Origin of the sequence: Streptomyces sp. HP-A2021 (assembly GCF_022807935.1) — a bacterium.
Taxonomy (GTDB): domain Bacteria; phylum Actinomycetota; class Actinomycetes; order Streptomycetales; family Streptomycetaceae; genus Streptomyces; species Streptomyces afghaniensis.
Genome location: NZ_CP094344.1, coordinates 2,135,649 through 2,156,645 on the forward strand (window position 1 = coordinate 2,135,649; position 20,997 = coordinate 2,156,645).

Consider the following 20,997-nt stretch of genomic DNA (forward strand, 5'->3'; position numbering starts at 1 on the left):
AAGAGGTGCGTGAATTCCACCGGTGTTGTTCAGGGCTGCTCGCCGGTGAAGGGCAGCGAATGTCGTTGCAGGGAAAGGCTCGTGCCTGACCGGTCGTCGGCGCCGAGACGGACGCCGACCCAGCCTTCGAGGAAGGCCCTTTCGAGTTCGCCGGTGGCGGAGAGGCCGACGGACCGCTCCTCTTGCCCGTTTCGCACCGGAGGCCAGGGGGCCGGGGTGGGGCGGTAGAAGAGGAAGCGCAGTTTTCCGCCGAATTTGGTGACGAGCCGGACCGGGCGGAAACCCGCCCGCATCAGTGATCCGACGCCGTTCGGATTCATCGGCGAGCTGGTGGCGTAGAGGTGCCGGATGTCGAGGGCGGCGACGTCGGCGAGGGCTCTGGTATTCATCAGCCGGGCAAGTCCGTGGCCACGCCATTCGGGCAGTACGGCGATGGTGTCCCAGTGCGCGACCCGGGCGTACTCGGAGGGCGGCAGCGGGGTGTCCTTGGCCAGGTTGAAATCCCGGTCGCGCGGAAAGTAGACCATCCGGTAGGCGACCGTGCCGGAGCCGTGCGTCACGCCGTAGCAGAGCCCGCCGTCGGCGAGGCAGTAGGAGATGAACTCGGGCGTGCTGGTCTGGAAGACGCCCGGGTCGGGGAGCGAGGACTTGATGCGCTCCTGGAGGCCCAGGAGCGTGTCGAGGTCCTCGGGGCCGAGACGTCGGACCTCGAACATCAGCGCTCGCCTCCCGCCGCCGCGACGAATGCCGAGATCAGCGGGTCGGCGAGGTCGCCGGTGTCCTCCACGGGCAGCTCCGGGTGCCACATGACGCCCACCGCCCAGGCCTCGCCGGGGTGCTCGATCGCTTCGGTCAGCCGGTCGTCGGAGCGGGCCGTGACCCGCCAGGGGTGACCGTCCGCCGCCAAGGGGCCCAGCCCCTGGTGGTGGTAGGAGGTGACGGTCACGGCGGGCCGGCCGTACGCCGCCGCGACGGCGCTGTCCTCGGTGAGGGTCACGCGGTGCCGCGAGGTCTCCGTCAGGGAAATCCGGTGGGCGACGCTGCCGCCGTTGACATCAGGAATATGAGAAATGAGCGGATGACCGGTGGCGGTGTAGAGAACCTGGCAGCCGCGGCAGATACCGAGGACCGGCAGCCCGGCTTCCAGTGCCGCTTCGGCAAGCCGGATTTCGAAGACGTCACGGCCGGGCTGGTACTGGTAGTCCGGCTGTCTCTCGGCGCCCGAGCAATGGGCGGGGTCGATGTCCTCACCGCCGGTGAGCATGAGGCCGTCGAGGTGTGGGAGATACACATCGGCGAGCTTGTCGTCGACACAGGGAATGACGAGTGGAATACCTCCCGCCCGAATGACGTGATTGACATATCCGGCATGCAGACAATGGCTGTCTATTGCCGATCGAAAGCGCGCGGTGATACCGATCCGCGGTTTCATGCCCCACCCCCGTTGATGACGCGGATTGGAAAGCGCAGACACGCTAACCGATGCCGTTCCGGCCTGCAAGATCAATGATCCGCGAACCAAGTTTCCGCTACTTGTGAAGAAGGGCGTTTTTCGGTCAGCGGGATAGCCCTGACTCCCGGAGACCGTGCTCCTGCGCTGGCTCGAATTCGACGGTGACAACCGGACACGGTCTTTCCGTCCAGCCCTTTTCGATGAGCCGCGGGCGGGTGGGGCGCTTCCCGCCGGTGTCCCGCCGCGGCGGGACACACCTCACCCACCCGCCTCGCGCGGCCCGCCTCCCGTCCCCTTGACAAGCCGCGACACCCGGCGGCAGTCTTCCGTTAAGCAGAAACCAACTTCCACAATGCGAAAAAAGCGGAAGGGAGCGCGGCCCGATGGGATTCGCAGACCAGCGCTTCAACGTCAACCTGTCGATCCTCTTCACGGAACTCCCGCTCCTGGAGCGCCCCGCGGCCGCCGCCGCGGCCGGCTTCACGGCGGTCGAGCTGTGGTGGCCCTGGATCGACTCGCCCACCCCTGAACAGTCGGAGCTCGACGCGCTGAAGAAGGCCGTCGAGGACGCCGGCGTCCAGCTCACGGGGCTCAACTTCTACGCCGGCCGGCTGCCCGGCCCCGACCGTGGCGCCCTGTCGATCCCGGGCGAGGAGTCGGAGAGGTTCCGCGCCAACATCGACGTGGCGACCGGCTTCGCCGCCGCTCTCGGCTGCAAGGCGCTCAACGCGCTGTACGGCAACCGCGCCGAGGGCGTGGACCCGGCCGAGCAGGACGCGCTCGCCCTGGAGAACCTGGTGCTCGCGGCCCGGGCCGCCGACCGGATCGGCGCGATCCTGCTGATCGAGGCGCTCAACCGGCCCGAGTCGCCGTCGTATCCGCTGGTGTCCGCACCGGCCGCCGTCGGCGTCGTCGACAAGGTCAACGACACGACGGGGCTGGACAACGCCCGCTTCCTCATGGACCTCTACCACCTGTCCATGAACGGCGAGGACCTGCCGCAGGTGATCGACCGGTACGCCGCGAAGACCGGCCACGTCCAGATCGCCGACAACCCCGGCCGCGGCGCCCCCGGGACGGGCTCGCTGCCCCTCGAAGACCTCCTCGACCAGCTGACCAAGGCGGGTTACGACGGCTGGGTCGGCCTCGAGTACAAGCCGGGCGACCGCCCGAGCGCCGAGGCCTTCGACTGGCTGCCCCGCTGACCCCGCACCGAAAGGCACCCCCATCATGACCACCACCGCCCTTCCCAAGATCGCCTGGATCGGTCTCGGCATCATGGGCTCCCCCATGTCCGAGAACCTCGTCAAGGCGGGCTACGACGTCACCGGCTACACACTGGAGCGGGACAAGCTGGACCGCCTCGCTGCCGCGGGTGGCACGTCCGCCGGTTCGATCGCCGAGGCCGTGCGGGACGCCGACGTCGTCATCACGATGGTCCCGGCCTCCCCGCAGGTCGAGGCCATCGCCTACGGCCCCGACGGCATCCTGGACAACGCGAAGCCCGGCGCCCTGCTGATCGACATGTCCTCGATCACCCCGCAGACCTCGGTCGACCTGGCGAAGGCGGCGAAGGACAAGGGCATCCGCGTCCTGGACGCCCCCGTGTCCGGCGGTGAGGCCGGCGCGATCGAGGCCGTGCTGTCCATCATGGTCGGCGGCGAGCAGGCCGACTTCGACCAGGCCGAGCCGATCTTCGAGGCGCTCGGCAAGACCATCGTGCTGTGCGGCCCGCACGGCTCCGGCCAGACCGTGAAGGCCGCCAACCAGCTGATCGTCGCCGTGAACATCCAGGCGTGCGCCGAGGCCGTGGTCTTCCTGGAGAAGTCCGGCGTGGACCTGAAGGCCGCCCTGGATGTCCTGAACGGCGGTCTCGCCGGCTCGACCGTGCTGACCCGCAAGAAGGCCAACTTCCTCGACCGGGACTTCAAGCCGGGCTTCCGGATCGATCTGCACCACAAGGACATGGGCATCGTCACGGACGCCGCCCGCAATGTCGGCGCGGCCCTGCCCGTCGGCGCCGTGGTCGCCCAGCTGGTCGCGTCCCTGCGCGCGCAGGGCGACGGCGGCCTGGACCACTCGGCGCTGCTGCGGGCCGTGGAGCGGCTCTCCGGCGCGCAGCTCTGACGTCTTCCTGACCCCCCTCTGGACCCGGGGGCCCCAGACCCCGGGCGGCGTCGCCGCTGACACCTGTCCTGTCGCGCCCAAAGGGGCGGCGCCGCCCGGACCCACCCATGCCCACCGCTTCAACAAACTGTTGACGCTCCGATCGCCCGACCCTAGGCTCCACGAAGCGGAAACATTTTTCCGCTGCCCTCTCGTACGGAAGGTCACGATGTCGCAGCGCGTGCTCACCACCGAGTCCGGCGCCCCCGTCGCCGACAACCAGAACTCCGCCACCGCCGGCGTCGGCGGCCCGCTTCTGCTCCAGGACCAGCATCTGCTGGAGAAGCTCGCGCGCTTCAACCGCGAGCGCATCCCGGAGCGCGTGGTGCACGCCCGTGGCTCCGGCGCCTACGGCCACTTCGAGGTGACCGACGACGTCACCGGCTTCACCCACGCCGACTTCCTCGGCGAGGTCGGCAGGCGGACCGAGGTGTTCCTGCGCTTCTCGACGGTGGCCGACAGCCTCGGCGGCGCGGACGCCGTGCGCGACCCGCGCGGTTTCGCGGTCAAGTTCTACACGGCCGAGGGCAATTACGACCTCGTCGGCAACAACACCCCGGTCTTCTTCATCAAGGACCCGGTCAAGTTCCCGGACTTCATCCACTCGCAGAAGCGCGACCCGTTCACGGGCCGTCAGGAGCCGGACAACGTCTGGGACTTCTGGGCGCACTCCCCCGAGGCCTCGCACCAGGTGACCTGGCTGATGGGCGACCGCGGCATCCCGGCGTCGTACCGGCACATGAACGGCTACGGCTCGCACACCTACCAGTGGACGAACAGCCGGGGCGAGGCCTTCTTCGTCAAGTACCACTTCAAGACGAACCAGGGCGTCCGCTGCCTGAGCAGCGCGCAGGCCGCCGAGCTCGCGGGCAAGAACCCGAACTCCCACCAGACGGACCTGCTCCAGGCCATCGAGCGGGGTGTGCACCCGTCCTGGACGCTCTACGTCCAGCTCATGCCGGCGGCCGAGGCGGACGGTTACCGCTTCAACCCGTTCGACCTGACGAAGGTGTGGCCGCACGCCGACTACCCGCTCCAGCGCGTGGGCCGGCTGGTGCTGGACCGCAACCCGGACAACGTCTTCGCCGAGGTCGAGCAGGCCGCGTTCTCCCCGAACAACTTCGTGCCGGGCATCGGCCCCTCGCCCGACAAGATGCTCCAGGGCCGCCTGTTCGCCTACGCGGACGCCCACCGCTACCGCCTGGGCGTCAACCACACGCAGCTGGCCGTCAACGCGCCCCGGGCCACGACCGCCGAGAACTACGGCCGGGACGGGCTCATGGCGTCCAACCCCCAGGGCCGGTACGCCAAGAACTACGAGCCGAACTCCTACGACGGCCCGGTGGAGACCGGCCGCCCGCTGTCGGCCCCGCTGGCGGTGACCGGCCACACGGGCACCCACGCGGCGCCCCTGCACACCAAGGACGACGACTTCTTCCAGGCGGGCGAGCTGTACCGGCTGATGTCCGCCGAGGAGAAGTCCCGCCTGGTCGCGAACATCGCCGGCGGCCTCGCGCAGGTCTCCCGCGACGACGCGATCGAGAAGAACCTCGCGCACTTCCACGCCGCCGACCCCGAGTACGGGCGGCGCGTGGAGGAGGCGGTCCGCGCCCTGCGCGAGGACTGAACTCCCTGACCGCGTCCGACCGCCCGGGCGACCCGGATGAGGGGTGGTCGCTCCGGGCACGGACGCGGGCAGGGCGCGGACCGCGGCGGAGTGCGAGCCAGTGCGGTGGTGAAGGACCCGGACGGGCTTCTCGACCTGAGGGAAGCCGGTCCCGGACTCCGTCGCACCCGCCGCGGTCCTCATACCCACCCCTCCCCCATGACCCCGTCCGGCGGCGCGAACGTCCTGTCGCGCCCAGTCTCGCGCCGTCGGACGGCCAGAGCCCGCCCCAGGGTGCGGAACCGGCCCGGCCGCAGCAGCCTGAAGGCATGGCACATCCAACCGAGCACCCGCATGTCGTGGTCCATCCCCCCGCCCTGGACGGATCCCGCCGGGTCACCCTGGGCGAGGAGCCCCTGGGCGTGGCCACGCACGCCGACGACGTCGCCGAGATCCTGCGGCTGGCGGACCTCTACGTCACCGACGTGGCGGAGAGCGACCTCGTCGAGTGGCAGGGCGGCGGCCCGGACGACTGGCCCGGGCTGTCGGAGCACCACGAGGCGTGAACACGCCCCGCCCTTCGCGGGCGCGCGTACGGCACCGGTCGTACGCCTCGTACGGAACCCTCAAATGAACCTCTGAACCCGGCCCCGGGGGCTTCAACCGCCCCCGGGGCCGGGCACATTCTCGACACACGGGACCCGCCGGCACGGGGGCGGCGGGCCCCGGCACGGGGGGTGAAGCCATGAGCGACGGTACGGCGGTCCGGCTGGAGCCGCACGAGATCGCACTGCTGGGGGACGGCCCCCGGGCCGCCGTCACCGTCGCCGTGGTGGACCTGTATCTGCGGGGCCTGGTGAAGGCGGACCGGCCGGGGACGATGCGGGCGGGCATCGCTGACGCCGTGAGCGCCGAGCGGCCGCCCTCTCCCCTGGCCCAGGAGGTGCACGCCTGTCTCCACGAGCCCGCCGGTCTGCGGACGTTGGTCAAGGATCCGGGCATACGGCTCGCGGTGGCCCTCATGCGCATCCCGCTCGCGGAGGCGGGCCTGCTGCGCTACCCGCTGCTCGGCCCCACGCGCGCCGCGCGCCGCCATGTCCGGGAGCTGGGGCTCCACCACCCGCTGCCCGCCAGCAGGCTCGGCCTGACCGACCACGACCGGCTGCTGGCCGTCGCCCTGCACGGCGAGGCGGCCCTGCGGCTGGTGGTGCCGCGCTTCGCCCTGCGGGCAGGGCTGATCCGCCGGGCCGAGGTGGGCGGCAAGGGCCTCCTCAAGCACTCGCGCGGTCCGTACGGAGGCGGCAGTGCGGGCTACACCTCCTGCGGCGGGGGCGGAGGCGGCTGCGGGGGTGGAGGCGGGTAGTGAACGCGTGAACGCGACAGGGGCGGTCCGTCCTCCCGGACGGACCGCCCCTCGGCTGCGCGGGTGTCAGACCTTCAGCGGCTTGATCGAGGTCGGCGCGTGGCCGGGCTCGGTGGCCAGCTCCTCGAACTCCACGACGTTGCCGATGTCGTTCGTCGTCGACATGGAGATGTTGGTGACGCGCTCCAGGATCGCCTCGACGACGACCGGGACCCGGTACTCCGCGGCGAGCTTCTTTGCCTGCTCGAACGCGGCGCCCAGCTCGGCCGGGTCGGTCACCCTGATCGCCTTGCAGCCGAGGCCCTCCGCGACCTTGACGTGATCGACGCCGTAGACGCCGAGCTCGGGCGCGTTGATGTTCTCGAACTCCAGGTTGACCTGGAAGTCGATGTCGAACGCCCGCTGCGCCTGGCGGATCAGGCCCAGGTAGGAGTTGTTGACGAGGACGTGGACGTACGGGATCTTGTGCTGCGCGCCGACGGCCAGTTCCTCGATCATGAACTGGAAGTCGTAGTCGCCGGAGAGCGCGACGACGGACGCCTCCGGGTCGGCCTTGGCGACGCCGAGCGCGGCCGGGATGGTCCAGCCGAGCGGGCCGGCCTGGCCGCAGTTGATCCAGTGGCGGGGCCGGTAGACGTGCAGCATCTGGGCGCCGGCGATCTGCGAGAGGCCGATGGTGGAGACGTACCGGGTCTGAGGGCCGAAGGCCTTGTTCATCTCCTCGTAGACGCGCTGCGGCTTGATCGGGATGTCGTCGAAGTGCGTACGGCGCTGGAGGGCCGCCTTGCGCTCCTGCGCCGAGGCCGCCCAGGCGGAGCGGTCGGGCAGCTTGCCGGCCTCCTTCAGTTCGCGCGCCGCCTCGACGAACAGCTCCAGCGCGGCCCCGGCGTCGGAGGCGATGCCGTAGTCGGGGGCGAAGATCCTGCCGATCTGGGTGGGCTCGATGTCGACGTGGACGAAGGTCCGTCCGGCCGTGTAGACGTCGAGTCTGCCGGTGTGGCGGTTGGCCCAGCGGTTGCCGATGCCGAGGACGAAGTCGGACTCCAGGAAGGTCGCGTTGCCGTAGCGGTGCGAGGTCTGCAGGCCGACCATGCCGGCGTTCAGCTCGTGGTCGTCGGGCAGGACGCCCCAGCCCATGAGGGTGGGGACGACCGGGGTGCCGGTCAACTCGGCGAACTCGACGAGCAGTTCGGCGGCGTCGGCGTTGATGACACCGCCGCCCGCGACGATCAGCGGCCGCTCGGCGGCGTTCAGCATCCCGATCGCCTTCTCGATCTGGGCGCGGGTCGCGGCGGGCTTGTAGACCGGGAGCGGCTCGTACGTCTCCGGGTCGAACTCGATCTCCGTGAGCTGGACGTCGATCGGCAGGTCGATGAGGACCGGGCCGGGGCGGGCGGAGCGCATCAGATGGAAGGCCTGCTGGAAGACGCCGGGGACCTGCGCGGCCTCCAGCACGGTCACGGCCATCTTGGTGACCGGCTTGGCGATCGAGGCGATGTCGACGGCCTGGAAGTCCTCTTTGTGGATCACGGCGGTCGGGGCCTGGCCGGTGATGCACAGGATCGGGACGGAGTCGCCGGTCGCGGAGTACAGGCCCGTGATCATGTCGGTGCCGGCCGGGCCGGAGGTGCCGATGCAGACGCCGATGTTGCCGGCGTGGGTGCGGGTGTAGCCCTCAGCCATGTGCGAGGCGCCCTCCACGTGGCGGGCGAGGGTGTGGTGGATGCCGCCGGAGGCCTTGAGCGCCGCGTAGAACGGGTTGATCGCCGCGCCCGGGACACCGAACGCGTCGGTGACGCCCTCCCGCTTGAGGATCTCAACTGCCGCGCGGGCAGCGGTCATTCGAGCCATCGAGTACTCCTGCTTCGGCTGTCGGATTCGCACTCCCGTCGCGCCCCGCGGTGAGCTCTTCCGTAATGTGGAAAGTAACTTCTACGATCTGGAATGAATGTATGCGGGGCGGGTGAAGGGCGTCAAGAGACGGGCAAGCGGCGGACAGGCAGGGGTTCGGCGGCGCACGATGGACGCGCTGTCCCGATGTGACGCCGTACGGGAGTGGTCATGGCCGAGAGCGTGCCGGTGCGCTGTCCGTCCTGCCGACGGGAGCACCGCTTCACGGCCCCGTCGTATCCGTGCGTGTGCGGAGCGCCCGTCGCCCCGCGGCTCGACCGGGACGGCACGGTGACGCCCGTCTCCCATCGCGTCTGGCAGGACGACTGGGTGACGGTGCGGTGCGAGCGCTGCGGCCGACGTGGGGAGTGGCCGCGGCCGGAGGTGGGGTGCCCGTGCGGGGTGGTGCTGCGGGTGCCGGTTGTGGAGGGGACGGGCGGGGCCGGGCGGGGCGGGGCGCCGGGCGCGAGTGCCCAGGCCGGTCCGCGCCACGCCGCAGCCGCCGTCGAGGGGGCCCCTGCATCAGCCGGTGCCGCCGACGGCGCGGCCCGGCCGCCCTTCCGCTCCGTACCGGTCCGTACCGCGCTCGACGCCGTCACCGCCGCCGCGCTCTATCTGCGCTGGCTCGGCTACCGGGGCGTCCGGCGGGCGGATCAGCGGCCGCCGTCCGGGATCGGTCTCGCCGCCCGCGGCGTCGTCGCGCTGGTCGACCCGGCCGTGCGCCCCGCGACCCTGCGGGACGTGGAGTGCCTGTGGCTGACGGCCATGACGGAGTCGGCGGACTGCCTCTGCTTCTCCCTCGCCGGGTACGCGCACGACGCCCGGGCCCGCGCCGACGCCCTCGGCGTCCCGCTGTTCGTCCTCGAACTCACCGGCACGCCGCGGCCGGTGAACGCCCCGGCCGGGGCACTGGACGCCACCGGCACGGAGAACCGGGCGCCCTGACAGGCCCGAACCGGTCAGTCGTCGGCGGGCCCGGGCCTGCTGAACTCTTCGATCAGCACGGGATACTGCTCACCACCGTGTCCCGCGGCGATCGAGCGGTCGGCCATCGCCTTGAACAGCTTCGGCAGTTCGGCGCTGACACCCACCGCCTCGCTCTCCTCGATCAGGTGTGCCATGGCCCGCGCGTCGGTCTCCAGGGCCGACACCTCGGCCGGGAAGGAGCCGCTGTCGATCTGCTCGGCGTATCCGGGCAGCCAGTCGGCCACACCGGCGGCGATCCGCTGCGCGAACGGCGCGTACGTCGCGGCGTCGACACCGGCCGTCCTGAGCAGCGCGGTGCCCTGGAGCCAGGCGTTCAGGACGCTCCACATCATGGCCAGTCCGGCCACGTCGTACAGGGACGCCAGGCCATGGTCCGCACCGAGGTGAGTGACGGTGCCGAGCGCGTCGAGGGTCGGCTTGTGCGCGTCGAAGTCCGCCTGGGGGCCGCTGTGCAGAATCACCGCCTCGGGCGTGCCGATGGCCGGCGGTACGGCCATGACGGCGCCGTCCAGGTAGCGGGCGCCGCGCTGCTCGGCCCATCGAGCGGTCTCCCGGGCCTGGGCCGAGTCGCCCGAGGTCAGATTGACCAGCGTCGTGCCGTCGAGTTCGACGTCGCTCGCGCCGAGCAGTTCCCGCACGGCCTGGTAGTCGGTGACGCAGATGATCGTCAAGGAGCCGGCCGCGACCGCGTCACCGACTGTCGGTGCGAGCCGTGCGCCCCGGGCCACCAGCCCGTCGGCCTTGGAGGTCGTGCGGTTCCACACAGTGGTGGGATGCCCGGCCTTCAGGAAGGCGCCGGCGAGTGCCTGGCCCATCAGTCCGAGTCCGATGACTGTCACGGGTGTGTCGGTTCTGTTCATGGCAGCATCGTCAACGTTGATACCGGTGTGAAGGTCAAGCGAGGTTGTCGATGCGTATCGGGGAACTGAGTCGCCGGACGGGCGTCAACGCCCATCAGTTGCGCTACTACGAGGCCCAGGGCCTGCTGGAGGCGGACCGCGGCACGAACGGGTACCGCGAGTACGACGAGAGCGCGGTCCTGCGGGTGAGACAGATCCGCCACCTGCTCGGTGCCGGCTTATCGTCGGAGGACATCGCTTATCTGCTGCCCTGCGCGGTCGGAGAGGCCCCGGAGCTGCCCGGGTGTCCCGAACTGCTGGCGGCGATGCGGTCGCGGCTGCGCCGGCTGGACGACCAGATGTCCGCGCTCGCCCGGTCCCGGAACGCCCTCGCCGACTACATCGACGCGGCCGAGCGCATGAGCGACCGGACCTACCCGCCCTTCGACGGTGCCGACCCGGAGCGCGTGCCCGCCTGACGAACTCGTGGAACGAGTGGAAGGCACGGCAGGACTACGTCGACCGCCGGACGGACCGGGAGTCCGTGAGCGCCGCCGCGGTGACGCGGGCGAAGGCCTCCGGGTTGTCCAGCATGATGTTGTGTCCGCAGTCCGGGACCGCGACGACGGACACCCCGGACGCGGAGAGCGCGTCGGTGCCCGGCAGCGGGCCGTCGGCCTCGGGCAGCAGGAAGGTCCGGGGGATCTTCAGGTCCAGCAGGAGTTCGCGCATGGTGGGTACGGTGCCGCGGACGAGGTGGACCGCGCTGCGGTGCAGGGCCTCCCGGCCGGCCAGACGCATCGTGGACCACCAGTGGGGGCCGACCCTGTCACGGACCTCTTCCCACCCGCCTGCCAGGAACTGCTGCTCGGTGTAGGCGGCGATCCCGCTGCTGCCCGACGAGCCGGGGGCGCGCGGTATCGGGTCGAGGTTGGCGTCGACCAGGACCAGACGGGAGACCAGGCGGGGGTGCCGGGCGGCCAGGACGATCGCCACCGAGCCGCCCATGCTGTGCGCGATCAGCTCCGCCCCGGTGACGTCGGCGGCGGTGAGCGCCTCGGCGAGCGCGTCGGCGTGTGCTTCCAGGGTGTAGTCGAAGCTCGCCGGCCGGTCGCTGATGCCGTGCCCCAGCAGGTCGATCAGCAGCGACCGGCGGCCGGCCAGCAGTGGATGGACCGCGACCTGAGTGAAGTAGGCGGGCGACGTGGCGCCCAGGCCGTGCACGTAGACGCGTGGCGGTTCCTGTCCCGGCAGTTCGACCCAGCGGATCCGTTCGCCCTCGGGCGTCACGGCGGCGTCGCGCACGGTCTGCTCCCCTCGCGGTTCAAGTCGGTGTGGAGGGACGAGAGTAGCCACCGGGTCCCGGTGTGCACCGCGCCGCATACTCAACCCATGCGTATCCGCCCCGCGACCGCCGCCGAACTGCCCGCCCTCCAGGACATCGAACGTGCCGCCGGTGCCCCCTTCCGCGACCTCGGCATGCCGGAGATCGCCGACGACGAACCGCCCGCGCTCGACGTACTGGAGCGCTACCGCGAGGCGGGCCGCTGCTGGGTCGCGGCGGACGAACGGGACCACCCGGCCGCGTACCTCGTCGCCGAACCCGTGGACGGCGCCCTGCACATCGAGCAGGTCTCGGTCCATCCGCGCGCCGCGCGCCGGGGCGTGGGCCGACACCTCCTCGCGCACGCCGCCGACCGCGCCCGCGAGGAGGGCCTGTCGGCCCTGACACTGACCACCTTCGCGGAGGTCCCGTGGAACGCGCCCTACTACGCCCGCCTCGGCTTCCGCACCTTGTCCGAGGCGGACCTCACCCCCGGCCTGCGTAGGATCCGCGCGACGGAAGCCGAACACGGCCTGGACCGACGGCCCCGCGTGTGCATGCGCGCACCGCTGTGACCGAGGCGCGGTAATCCGCGCGCGGTCCGGCCGCACTGCTGCCAGGATGCGCCCCATGGGCGACATCGAACCCGGCACGCTCGTCGTGCGCCGCGCCGAGCCGTCGGACCACACGGCGCTGACCGAGACCGACCCGATCGCGGCGGCGGGAGACCGGGCGCGCCGCGCCGGCATCCGGCGCTGGTGCGAGCAGGGCCGGGCGGTGCTGGCCGAAGACGCGCGCGGGCCCGTCGGCTACGGCGTGCTGGAGTACACCTTCTTCGAACAGGGCTTCCTCACCCTGCTGACGGTCGCACCCGCCGCACGCCGGCAGGGTGTGGCCACGCGGCTTCTCACGGCCGTCGAAGCCGCGTGCACCACGCCCAAACTGTTCACCTCGACCAACGTCTCCAACCAGCCCATGCAGCAACTGCTCCTGAGCGCCGGCTGGCGACCGGCCGGTCTGGTCCACGGCCTCGACGACGGCGACCCCGAGCTCTTCTATCTCTGCCCTCCCGCGAACCTCTCCCGCAGTTCCACCTTGCGTACCTTCCCGGACACCGTCATCGGGAACGAGTCTAGGAGCTGAAGCCTGGTCGGGACCTTGTAGTGGGCCAGGCGGCCCTGACAGAAGGTCTGGAGTTCGTCCAGGGTGAGCGGGTCGGCGGGGTCCAGGGGGATGACACAGGCGAGGACCTCCTCGCCGTAGCGGTCGTGCGGGACGCCCACGACCTGGACGTCCTGGATCTTGGGGTGGGCGTGGAGGAACTCCTCGATCTCGCGGGGGTAGATGTTCTCCCCGCCCCGGATGATCATGTCCTTGATGCGGCCGACGATCTCGACGTAGCCGTCCTCGCGCATCACGGCGAGGTCGCCGGTGTGCATCCAGCGGCCCGCGTCGACGGCCTCGGCGGTCTTCTCCGGCTCGTTCCAGTAGCCGAGCATCACGCTGTAGCCGCGGGTGCACAACTCGCCCGCCGTGCCGCGCGGTTGGGTCACGCCCGTCGCCGGGTCGACGATCTTCACCTCGATGTGCGGCAGCACGCGGCCGACCGTGCCGGTGCGGTGTTCCAGGTCGTCGTCCATCCGGGTCTGGAGCGAGACCGGGGACGTCTCGGTCATGCCGTAGCAGATGGAGACCTGCTGCATGTGCATCTCGGCGACCACCCGTTTCATCACCTCCACCGGGCAGGGCGAGCCCGCCATGATGCCGGTGCGCAGGGAGGACAGGTCGTACGAGGCGAATCCGGGGAGGTTAAGCTCCGCGATGAACATGGTCGGGACGCCGTAGAGCGAGGTGCAGCGCTCCTGCTGGACGGCCTCCAGCGTGGCCTTCGGGTCGAAGGACGGGGCCGGGATCACCATGCAGGCGCCGTGCGAGGTGGCGGCGAGGTTGCCCATGACCATGCCGAAGCAGTGGTAGTAGGGCACCGGGATGCAGATCCGGTCCTGCTCGGTGTAGGCGATCAACTCGCCCACGAAGTAACCGTTGTTGAGGATGTTGTGGTGGGAGAGGGTGGCTCCCTTGGGGAAGCCCGTGGTGCCCGACGTGTACTGGATGTTGATCGGGTCGTCGCAGGACAGGCCGTCGTCCGTGATCCGGGCGCCGGGAGTCCCCCGCCCGAGCAGCGCGTCCCAGCTCGGGTCGCCGATGTAGACCACCTCACGCAAGTCGGCGCATCTGCCCCGCACTTCGTCGACCATCGCCCGGTAGTCGCTCGTCTTGTGGCTGAGGGAGGCGAACAGGAAGGAGATCCCGGCCTGCTTGAGGACGTACTCGACCTCGTGCGTGCGGTAGGCCGGGTTGATGTTCACCATGATCGCGCCGATGCGGGCGGTGGCGTACTGGACCAGGACCCACTCGGGACAGTTGACCGCCCAGATGCCCACCCGGTCGCCCTTGACTACCCCGGAGGCGAGGAGCGCCGAGGCCAGCTCGTCGACGGCCGCGCCGAACTGCGCGTACGTCCAGCGCCGCCCGGACGGCACGTCGACCAGCGCCTCACGGTCCGGCCAGGTGGCCACGGCCCGGTCCAGGTTGGCCCCGATGGTGTCGCCGAGCAGAGCCGTATCGCCGGTTCCATGACTGTACGAGGTCACCGGAAGTCCTCCTCGCGGTACTCGGCGTCCGACCCGGCCGCCGTGGCCTCGCGCAGCTCGATGCGGCGGATCTTGCCCGAGACGGTCTTGGGCAGGTCGCCGAACTCCAGGAGGCGGATGCGCTTGTAGGGGGCCAGGGCCTCACGGGAGTGCTCGAACAGCACCTTCGCGGTGTCCGGGCCGGGCTCCCAGCCCGCCGCAAGGACGACGTACGCCTTCGGCACCGCGAGCCGCAGCTCGTCCGGCGCGGGCACGACGGCCGCCTCGGCCACCGCCTCGTGCTCCAGCAGCGCGCTCTCCAGCTCGAAAGGGCTGATCTTGTAGTCGGACGCCTTGAAGACGTCGTCCGCGCGGCCGACGTAGGTGATGTAGCCGTCCTCGTCCCGCGCGCCGATGTCGCCCGTGCGGTAGTAGCCGCCGGCCATCGCCTCCGCCGTGCGGTCCGCGTCGCCGTGGTAGCCGGTCATCAGGCCGACGGGGCGGTCCGAGAGGTCGAGCGCGATCTCGCCCTCGCGCGCGCCCGGCGCACCCGAGACGGGGTCCAGCAGCTCGACGCGGTAGCCGGGGCTCGGCCGGCCCATCGAGCCGGTCTTGAGCGGCTGGCCGGGGCTGTTGGCGACCTGCACGGCCGTCTCGGTCTGGCCGAAGCCGTCCCGGATGGTGACGCCCCAGGACCGGCGGACCTGCTCGATGACCTCCGGGTTGAGCGGCTCACCGGCGGCGACGACCTCGCGCGGCGGGGTGCGCAGCTGCGTCAGGTCGGCCTGGATGAGCATGCGCCAGACGGTGGGCGGCGCGCAGAAGGTGGTGACCCGGGCCCGGTCCATCTCGGCCATGAGACGGGCGGCGTCGAAACGCGTGTAGTTGTGCAGGAAGACGGTCGCCTCGGCGTTCCAGGGGGCGAAGAGGTTGGACCAGGCGTGCTTGGCCCAGCCGGGTGAGGAGATGTTCAGATGCACGTCGCCGGGCTTGAGGCCGATCCAGTACATGGTCGACAGGTGCCCGATCGGATACGAGGTGTGGGTGTGCTCGACGAGTTTGGGCCGGGCGGTCGTGCCCGAGGTGAAGTACAGCATCAGCGGGTCGTCGGCCCGGGTCGGGGCGTCGGGTGTGAAGCGGGCGGTGGCGCCGTAGGCGTCGTCCAGCGGCAGCCAGCCCTCGGGCACGGCTCCTGCGTCTCCCGCCTCTGTCGCGGCGATGCGGGTGTAGTCGCCGGGGACCTCGGCGAACTTGCCCGCGTCCTCGGAGCGCGCGATCACGTGCCGGACCCGGCCGCGGTCGACGCGGTCGCGCAGATCGGCGGGGCCGAGCAGCGGGGTGGCCGGGATGACCACGGCCCGCAGTTTCATCGCCGCGAGCGCGATGATCCACAGTTCGGCCTGGTTGCCGAGCATCACGAGGATCCGGTCCTCGGCGCGCACGCCCCGGGCGCGCAGCCAGTTGGCGAACTGGTCCGAGCGTACGGACAGCTCCCCGAAGGACAGCTGTGTCTCGCGGCCGTCCTCCTCGACGATGTGCAGAGCGGTGCGGGCGTTGCCGTCCGCGATCTCGTCGAACCAGTCGAGCGCCCAGTTGAAGTAGTCGGGACGGGGCCAGCGGAAGCCCTTGTAGGCCGTGCCGTAGTCCTCGCGGTGTTCCAGCAGGAAGTCCCGCGCGCTGCGGAAGGCCTCCGTCGCCGATGTCATGTGTCCTCCTTGGTACCGGACCATTGCCGGACGGCTCCGAGCCATCGTGTAATCCGTGATGCAGGTCTCACTACCCCCGAACGGGGGGTGCGCCCGCGCGGGAGCCGTAGTGAAGGGGCGAACAGGTGACAGCAGACGCGTCCGACGCGGTCGAGATACGCAACGCGCTGCTCCGGCTGCGGCGCGCCACCGGCCTTCCGGTCGCCTTCGGCGGCCTGATGGAGGCCGGGCAGCGGATGCGCATCAGCGAACTGAGCGGCACGGCGACGCACGCCCTGCGGTCGCTGGTGGTGACGTCCGGGAACGGGCTGGGCGGCAAGACGCTGGTGCTGGCCCGGCCGTGCGTGGTGACGGACTACTCGGTGTCGCGGCAGATCAGCCACGAGTACGACGCCCCGGTGGCGGTGGAGGGACTGCGCTCGGTGCTGGCCGTGCCGGTGGTGGTGCGGCACTCGGTGCGCGGGGTGCTGTACGGGGCGCTGCGGACGGCCCTGCCGCTGGGCGGGCGCATGCTGGACGAGGCCGTCGAGGCGGCGCGGGAGGTAGAGAGGGCGCTGGTCGTGCGGGAGGAGGCCCGCACGCTCGCCGCGGAGGGCGCGGCCGGCGCGGGACGGGAACAGGTGCGGGAGGCGCACGCGGCCCTGCGGGCGCTGGCCCCGAAGATCGCGGATCCGGAGCTGCGGGCCGAGCTGCTCGACGCGTGTGCCCTGCTGACGGCCGACACCACACCGTCGGACCGGGTCCGGCTCACGCCCCGCGAGGTGGACGTGCTGGCGTGCGTCGCCGCGGGGGCCACGAACGCGGTCACGGCCGAGCGGCTGGGCGTGACGCCCGAGACCGTCAAGGGGTATCTGCGGTCGGCCATGCGGAAGCTGCGGGCCCGGACCCGGGGCGAGGCCGTGGTCGCGGCACGCCGGGCGGGATGGTTGCCGTAGGTTTGTGATGTTTTCCGTTACCCCTGCCGTTCGATATGCCGACGGGTTCCCGACCGGGCGCCACCGCCGTGTTCCGCCGCATTCGGGAGACCGATGAATTCACGCTCGGACCTGCGTTGTTATTTCCCTCACCACGCCGTCCGTCCGAAATTCAAAGAGCTGTTGCCTAATATTGGCCAGGACACGCCACACGGAGGGGAGCGGTGACCGTGCCACGGGACTTCCAGGAGCCTCCCAGGAGCCGCCCCGACGTGGTCATCGGCCGGGAGGACCTGTTCACGTCGGCGCGTGAACAGCTCGGCCGAGGCGGGAGTGTGCTGCTCCACGGCCCCGCGGGAATTGGAAAGTCGACGGTCCTGCGGGCGCTGGCCGCCGATTACGCCGGTGCGGCCCGGACCGTGTTGCGGTGCTCGGCCACCGAGTCCGAATCCCACCTGCCGTTCCTGGCGCTGGCCGATCTGTTCGGCCTGGTCCTGGACGAGGTCTCCGGTGCGCTGCCCGCCGCCCAGCGCACCGCTCTGGAGTCCGCGCTCACCGGGCGCGGCGAATCCACCCTCCAGAGGGACGGACTCGCGCTGCGCCTCGCCGTGCTGTCGGCGCTGCGCACCCTCGCCGCCAAGGGCCCGGTGCTGGTCGTCGCCGACGACCTCCAGTGGCTGGACGCGGCCAGCGCCGAGCTGCTCGGTTTCGCCGCCCGCCGGCTGGGCGACACGCCCGTGCAGATGCTGTGCGCGGTGCGGACCGAGGGCCAGGAGTACGACCGTCATCTACGCGCGTCCCCGCCCGACACGCTCGCCGTCCGGCTGGGCCCGCTGTCCCGTACGCAGGTCTCCGCACTGCTCGACCACCGCGGCTACACCCCGCTGTCCCGCTCCACGATCCGCGACATCCACCGCACCAGCGGCGGCAACCCCCTCTTCGCGCTGGAGCTGGGCCGCGCCCTCGCCGAGAGCCCGACCCGGCCCCGGCCCGGCGAACCGCTGCCCGTGCCCACCTCGCTGCGGGCGCTGGTGCTGAGCCGGCTGGAGATGCTGTCGGACGAGGCGCGCCGCACCCTGCTCGTGGCCAGCGCCGGTGCCCGTCCCACGCTGGCGCTGCTGCACGCGGCCGGCCGGGAGCACGCCGAGGGCGAGACCGCCCAGGCCGCGGCGCTGGGGCTGCTGGCGACCGAGGGGGAGGGTCCCGCCGTACGGTTCGCGCATCCGCTGATCTCGGCCGCGCTGTACGCGGAGGCCCCGGCGCAGGAGCGGCGGGCCGTGCACGCCGCGCTGTCCACGGCGGCCTCCGATCCGATCGAGCGGGCCCGGCATCTGGCCCTGGCGACCACGGGCACCGACCCGGAGGTGGCGGCCCGGCTCGCGGAGGCCGCCGCGCTGGCCCGGGACCGCGGGGCGCCGTCGGTCGCCGCCTCGCTCGGGCTGCTCGCGGCGCGGCACACCCCGGCGGACAGCACGCCCGGCCCGGACGAGCGGCGGCTGCAGGCCGCGGAGGACGCGATCACCGCCGGCGAGGCCGATCTCGCCCGGGACATCGCCCGGGACGTGCTGACCCGGGCGAGCGTGCCCGCGGAGCGGGTGCGGGCGTGGATGGTGGTCATCGAGGCGGCGGGGCAGGCGCTCGGCGACGTCGACGCCGTCTTCCCGCAGGTCCTGGCCGACGCCGGCGACGACCCGCGGCTGCTCGCCCTGGTCCACTACCAGCTGGCCTGGCGCGGCCTGGTCGTCGAGGGCGACTTCGCCGAGGCCCGGCAGGAGGCCGCGCACGCGGCGGAGCTGGCCGCCCGCGGCGAGGACCGGCGCACCGAGCTGATGGCGCTGTCCTTCCAGGCCTCCACCGAGACCCTGATGGGCCACCCGGACGCCCCCGCGACCGTGAAACGGGCGCTGAAGGAGCCGCAGGACCCGTATGTGGCCTGCCATCACAACGGCGCCGGCTCGGCCCGGTTCCGCTGGCTGATCATGAGCGACCAGCTGCCCGAGGCGCGGGCGACCATCACCGCGCTGCTGCGCGAGGTGCGCAGGCGCGGCATGGTCGAGAGCGAGGTGCACTTCCTGCGCTTCCTCGCCGATACGGAACTGCGCTCCGGACACTGCGGCCGGGCCCTGGACCTGGCCCGCGAGAGTCTGCGGCTCGCCCGGGACGCCGGGATCGGTGAGGGTGCCTCCGCCATGCTCGCCTCCCTCGCGGAGGCCTCCGCCGGGGACGTCGACCGGGCGCTGGCCCTCGCCCGTGAGGCGGCCGACCACGCCGAGGTCGACGGCGACCAGATGTACCTGTCCCGCGCCCTGGCGGCCCTGGGCTACGCCCAGTTGGTGTCCGGGGACCCGGCGGCCGCGGTCCGTTCGCTGCGCCGGGTGCGCGAGCTGGAGCAGGGCCTCGGCATCAACGACCCGGCCCGCGGCCGCTGGCACGGCGACCTCGCCGAGGCCCTGGTCCGCATCGGCGAACCGGGCGAGGCCCAGGACGTCATCGACACGGCACGGGTGCACGCGCTGCGGCTGGGCCGGGAGAGCGTGCTGGCCGTCCTCGACCGGGCCGAGGCGCTGGTGCGGGCGGCGCGCGGCGAACACGAGGCGGCCCTGGTCCGGCTGACGTCGGTACAGGACCGGCTCGGCCGGCTGGGCTACGGCCTGGAGGAGGCCCGGGCCGCGTTCGCGCTGGCCCGGCTGCGCACCCAGGCCGTGGGTGCCGCCCGCACCGGCGGGACTCCCCCGCCGGGGCCGGCGTCGTACGACGAGGCCGCCCGGCTGTTCCGGCGCTGCCGGGCGCTGCCCTGGCTGCGGCAGGTCGACGCGGCCGCCGCTGCCGGTCCCGCCGCGGTGGAGCCCGCCTCCGTCGCACCGCCCGTCGCGCTCGACGCTCTGGAGGGCCTCGCGGCGATGGAGCGTCAGGTCGCCTCACTGGTGATGGAGGGCGCGACCAACCGGGAGATCGCGGCCCGGCTGTTCATCAGCGTCAAGACCGTCGAGGCGACCCTGACCCGGGTCTACCGGAAGCTGGGGATCCGTTCCCGGGTGGACATCGTCCGGCTGGCGGCGGGCCGCCGCACGACCTGACCCACCCGCCTCCACCAGGGCCCGAACGGCCCGACCGAGGGTTTTCCCTGCCCAACTCCCTTAGGGGGTTCCCTCATTGGGAGGCCGACCTTCCGGGCCCTAGCTTTGTCGCGTGCCGCTCGCCGGGCACACGGAGATCCGAACAACGGCGTCAGGGTCACCGTGCACCACCACCCGCGCGACCCCCCACCGGCAACTCCCCGAGGAGACGCATGTTCGGGTTCAACCGTGTCAGGAAAGCCGCCGCCGTCGCCACCGCGACCGCTGCCGCCGCCGCGACCGCACTGCTCGCCGCTCCCTCCGCCGTCGCCGCGCCCCAGCCGATCGTCGGCGGTACGACGACCACGACGACCGCGTACCCGTTCGTCATGCAGATCACGGACGCCTCGCAGAACCAGTTCTGCGGCGGCACGCTCGTCTCGCCCACCAAGGTCGTCACCGCTGCCCACTGCATGGTCGGCGAGACCGCCGGCAGCGTGCGCGTCGTCGGCGGCCGCACCTACCTCAACGGCACCAACGGCACGGTCAGCAGAGTCAGCAAGATATGGGTCCACCCGAGCTACACCGACGCCACCAACGGCGACGACGTGGCCGTGCTGACGCTGTCGACGTCGATGCCGTACACCACGGCGAAGTACGTCTCCTCCTCGCAGACCTCGGTGTACGCGGCCGGCACCACGGCCCGCATCCTCGGCTGGGGCACCACCTCCTCGGGCGGCAGTTCCTCCAACCAGCTGCGCACCGCGACCGTACCGACCGTGTCCGACTCCAGCTGCGCGAGCTCCTACGGCTCCGACTTCGTGCAGAGCGACATGGTGTGCGCCGGGAAGACCTCCGGCGGCGTGGACACCTGCCAGGGCGACAGCGGCGGCCCCCTGCTCATCGGGGGCGTCCTGGCAGGCATCACTTCCTGGGGCGAGGGCTGCGCCCAGGCCGGTTACCCGGGTGTCTACACCCGGCTGACCACCTTCTCCAACCTGGTCACGACGCAGATCAACTCGTAGCCGGGCACCAGCTCCTGAGCACCCCTCAGGTGAAA

General features: G+C 71.7%; 19 protein-coding genes. 12 read left to right on the top strand and 7 right to left on the bottom strand.

What is annotated here, in order from left to right; genetic code table 11:
• Positions 1-29 precede the first annotated feature (29 nt).
• Both MQE23_RS09855 and MQE23_RS09860 read right to left on the bottom strand, forming a co-directional pair.
• Entirely contained in the window at positions 30-716 is a 687-nt protein-coding gene (locus MQE23_RS09855) for a GNAT family N-acetyltransferase (protein WP_243378896.1), read from the bottom strand.
• Positions 716-1,432, bottom strand: a complete 717-nt coding sequence (locus MQE23_RS09860) for a gamma-glutamyl-gamma-aminobutyrate hydrolase family protein (RefSeq protein ID WP_082320112.1) — start codon at positions 1,430-1,432, stop codon at positions 716-718. The genes MQE23_RS09855 and MQE23_RS09860 overlap by 1 nt, the downstream gene beginning before the upstream one ends.
• A 404-nt stretch (positions 1,433-1,836) precedes the next feature.
• On the opposite strand from MQE23_RS09860, the gene MQE23_RS09865 reads away from it, so the two are divergent.
• From MQE23_RS09865 to MQE23_RS09885, 5 genes are all read left to right on the top strand, one after another.
• Positions 1,837-2,658: a TIM barrel protein gene (locus MQE23_RS09865; RefSeq protein WP_243378897.1), complete on the top strand. Its 822-nt coding sequence runs from the start codon at positions 1,837-1,839 to the stop codon at positions 2,656-2,658.
• 25 nt (positions 2,659-2,683) lie between these two features.
• Positions 2,684-3,580, top strand: coding sequence for a 2-hydroxy-3-oxopropionate reductase (locus MQE23_RS09870; protein WP_243378898.1), 897 nt, complete (start codon positions 2,684-2,686; stop codon positions 3,578-3,580).
• Positions 3,581-3,788: 208 nt separating this feature from the next.
• Positions 3,789-5,246 (top strand): catalase, encoded by a 1,458-nt coding sequence (locus tag MQE23_RS09875; protein WP_243378899.1) that lies wholly within the window; start codon positions 3,789-3,791, stop codon positions 5,244-5,246.
• Positions 5,247-5,554: 308 nt separating this feature from the next.
• On the top strand, positions 5,555-5,791 hold the full coding sequence (locus tag MQE23_RS09880) for a hypothetical protein (RefSeq protein WP_037674243.1): 237 nt from the start codon (positions 5,555-5,557) through the stop codon (positions 5,789-5,791).
• A 179-nt stretch (positions 5,792-5,970) separates the two neighbouring features.
• Entirely contained in the window at positions 5,971-6,588 is a 618-nt protein-coding gene (locus MQE23_RS09885) for a TIGR04222 domain-containing membrane protein (RefSeq protein ID WP_243378900.1), read from the top strand.
• 66 nt (positions 6,589-6,654) lie between these two features.
• On the opposite strand, the gene gcl is transcribed toward MQE23_RS09885, so the two are convergent.
• Positions 6,655-8,439, bottom strand: a complete 1,785-nt coding sequence (gcl, locus tag MQE23_RS09890; protein WP_243378901.1) for a glyoxylate carboligase — start codon at positions 8,437-8,439, stop codon at positions 6,655-6,657.
• Between the two features lie 210 nt (positions 8,440-8,649).
• On the opposite strand from gcl, the gene MQE23_RS09895 reads away from it, so the two are divergent.
• Positions 8,650-9,423: a hypothetical protein gene (locus tag MQE23_RS09895; protein WP_082320111.1), complete on the top strand. Its 774-nt coding sequence runs from the start codon at positions 8,650-8,652 to the stop codon at positions 9,421-9,423.
• Positions 9,424-9,437: 14 nt separating this feature from the next.
• Here MQE23_RS09895 and MQE23_RS09900 read toward each other — a convergent pair whose 3' ends face one another.
• Positions 9,438-10,325 (bottom strand): NAD(P)-binding domain-containing protein, encoded by an 888-nt coding sequence (locus tag MQE23_RS09900; protein ID WP_243378902.1) that lies wholly within the window; start codon positions 10,323-10,325, stop codon positions 9,438-9,440.
• Positions 10,326-10,375: 50 nt separating this feature from the next.
• Between MQE23_RS09900 and MQE23_RS09905 the strand changes: the two genes are divergently transcribed.
• On the top strand, positions 10,376-10,783 hold the full coding sequence (locus MQE23_RS09905) for a MerR family transcriptional regulator (RefSeq protein WP_243378903.1): 408 nt from the start codon (positions 10,376-10,378) through the stop codon (positions 10,781-10,783).
• A 34-nt stretch (positions 10,784-10,817) separates the two neighbouring features.
• On the opposite strand, the gene MQE23_RS09910 is transcribed toward MQE23_RS09905, so the two are convergent.
• Complete coding sequence (locus tag MQE23_RS09910) at positions 10,818-11,609, bottom strand: alpha/beta hydrolase (RefSeq protein ID WP_020277482.1); 792 nt, start codon at positions 11,607-11,609, stop codon at positions 10,818-10,820.
• A gap of 87 nt (positions 11,610-11,696) precedes the next feature.
• On the opposite strand from MQE23_RS09910, the gene MQE23_RS09915 reads away from it, so the two are divergent.
• Positions 11,697-12,203 carry a GNAT family N-acetyltransferase gene (locus tag MQE23_RS09915; protein WP_020277481.1) on the top strand — a complete coding sequence of 169 codons (507 nt, stop codon included), beginning with the start codon at positions 11,697-11,699 and terminating at the stop codon, positions 12,201-12,203.
• A 55-nt stretch (positions 12,204-12,258) separates the two neighbouring features.
• Positions 12,259-12,771 (top strand): GNAT family N-acetyltransferase, encoded by a 513-nt coding sequence (locus MQE23_RS09920; RefSeq protein WP_243378904.1) that lies wholly within the window; start codon positions 12,259-12,261, stop codon positions 12,769-12,771.
• Here MQE23_RS09920 and MQE23_RS09925 read toward each other — a convergent pair.
• Both MQE23_RS09925 and MQE23_RS09930 read right to left on the bottom strand, forming a co-directional pair.
• Positions 12,684-14,282, bottom strand: coding sequence for an AMP-binding protein (locus tag MQE23_RS09925; protein ID WP_243378905.1), 1,599 nt, complete (start codon positions 14,280-14,282; stop codon positions 12,684-12,686). The genes MQE23_RS09920 and MQE23_RS09925 overlap by 88 nt on opposite strands.
• The gene (locus MQE23_RS09930) at positions 14,279-15,967 is read right to left on the bottom strand and encodes an AMP-binding protein (RefSeq protein WP_243378906.1); all 1,689 of its coding nucleotides are present in this window, start codon (positions 15,965-15,967) and stop codon (positions 14,279-14,281) included. Before MQE23_RS09930 ends, MQE23_RS09925 begins: the two co-directional genes overlap by 4 nt.
• Before the next feature lie 125 nt (positions 15,968-16,092).
• Here MQE23_RS09930 and MQE23_RS09935 point away from each other — a divergent pair, with 125 nt between their 5' ends.
• The 3 genes from MQE23_RS09935 to MQE23_RS09945 all read left to right on the top strand — a co-directional run bounded on the left by MQE23_RS09935 (position 16,093) and on the right by MQE23_RS09945 (position 20,962).
• Complete coding sequence (locus MQE23_RS09935) at positions 16,093-16,902, top strand: helix-turn-helix transcriptional regulator (protein ID WP_243378907.1); 810 nt, start codon at positions 16,093-16,095, stop codon at positions 16,900-16,902.
• Between the two features lie 203 nt (positions 16,903-17,105).
• Positions 17,106-19,958, top strand: a complete 2,853-nt coding sequence (locus MQE23_RS09940) for a LuxR family transcriptional regulator (protein WP_243378908.1) — start codon at positions 17,106-17,108, stop codon at positions 19,956-19,958.
• 212 nt (positions 19,959-20,170) lie between these two features.
• Entirely contained in the window at positions 20,171-20,962 is a 792-nt protein-coding gene (locus tag MQE23_RS09945) for a serine protease (RefSeq protein WP_243378909.1), read from the top strand.
• Positions 20,963-20,997 lie beyond the last annotated feature (35 nt).

Coding starts and splice junctions, on each gene's coding strand:
- MQE23_RS09855 (WP_243378896.1), bottom strand. CDS start 716: ATGTTCGAGGTCCGACGTCTCGGCCCCGAGGACCTCGACACGCTCCTG.
- MQE23_RS09860 (WP_082320112.1), bottom strand. CDS start 1,432: ATGAAACCGCGGATCGGTATCACCGCGCGCTTTCGATCGGCAATAGAC.
- MQE23_RS09865 (WP_243378897.1), top strand. CDS start 1,837: ATGGGATTCGCAGACCAGCGCTTCAACGTCAACCTGTCGATCCTCTTC.
- MQE23_RS09870 (WP_243378898.1), top strand. CDS start 2,684: ATGACCACCACCGCCCTTCCCAAGATCGCCTGGATCGGTCTCGGCATC.
- MQE23_RS09875 (WP_243378899.1), top strand. CDS start 3,789: ATGTCGCAGCGCGTGCTCACCACCGAGTCCGGCGCCCCCGTCGCCGAC.
- MQE23_RS09880 (WP_037674243.1), top strand. CDS start 5,555: ATGGCACATCCAACCGAGCACCCGCATGTCGTGGTCCATCCCCCCGCC.
- MQE23_RS09885 (WP_243378900.1), top strand. CDS start 5,971: ATGAGCGACGGTACGGCGGTCCGGCTGGAGCCGCACGAGATCGCACTG.
- gcl (WP_243378901.1), bottom strand. CDS start 8,439: ATGGCTCGAATGACCGCTGCCCGCGCGGCAGTTGAGATCCTCAAGCGG.
- MQE23_RS09895 (WP_082320111.1), top strand. CDS start 8,650: ATGGCCGAGAGCGTGCCGGTGCGCTGTCCGTCCTGCCGACGGGAGCAC.
- MQE23_RS09900 (WP_243378902.1), bottom strand. CDS start 10,325: ATGAACAGAACCGACACACCCGTGACAGTCATCGGACTCGGACTGATG.
- MQE23_RS09905 (WP_243378903.1), top strand. CDS start 10,376: ATGCGTATCGGGGAACTGAGTCGCCGGACGGGCGTCAACGCCCATCAG.
- MQE23_RS09915 (WP_020277481.1), top strand. CDS start 11,697: ATGCGTATCCGCCCCGCGACCGCCGCCGAACTGCCCGCCCTCCAGGAC.
- MQE23_RS09920 (WP_243378904.1), top strand. CDS start 12,259: ATGGGCGACATCGAACCCGGCACGCTCGTCGTGCGCCGCGCCGAGCCG.
- MQE23_RS09930 (WP_243378906.1), bottom strand. CDS start 15,967: ATGACATCGGCGACGGAGGCCTTCCGCAGCGCGCGGGACTTCCTGCTG.
- MQE23_RS09945 (WP_243378909.1), top strand. CDS start 20,171: ATGTTCGGGTTCAACCGTGTCAGGAAAGCCGCCGCCGTCGCCACCGCG.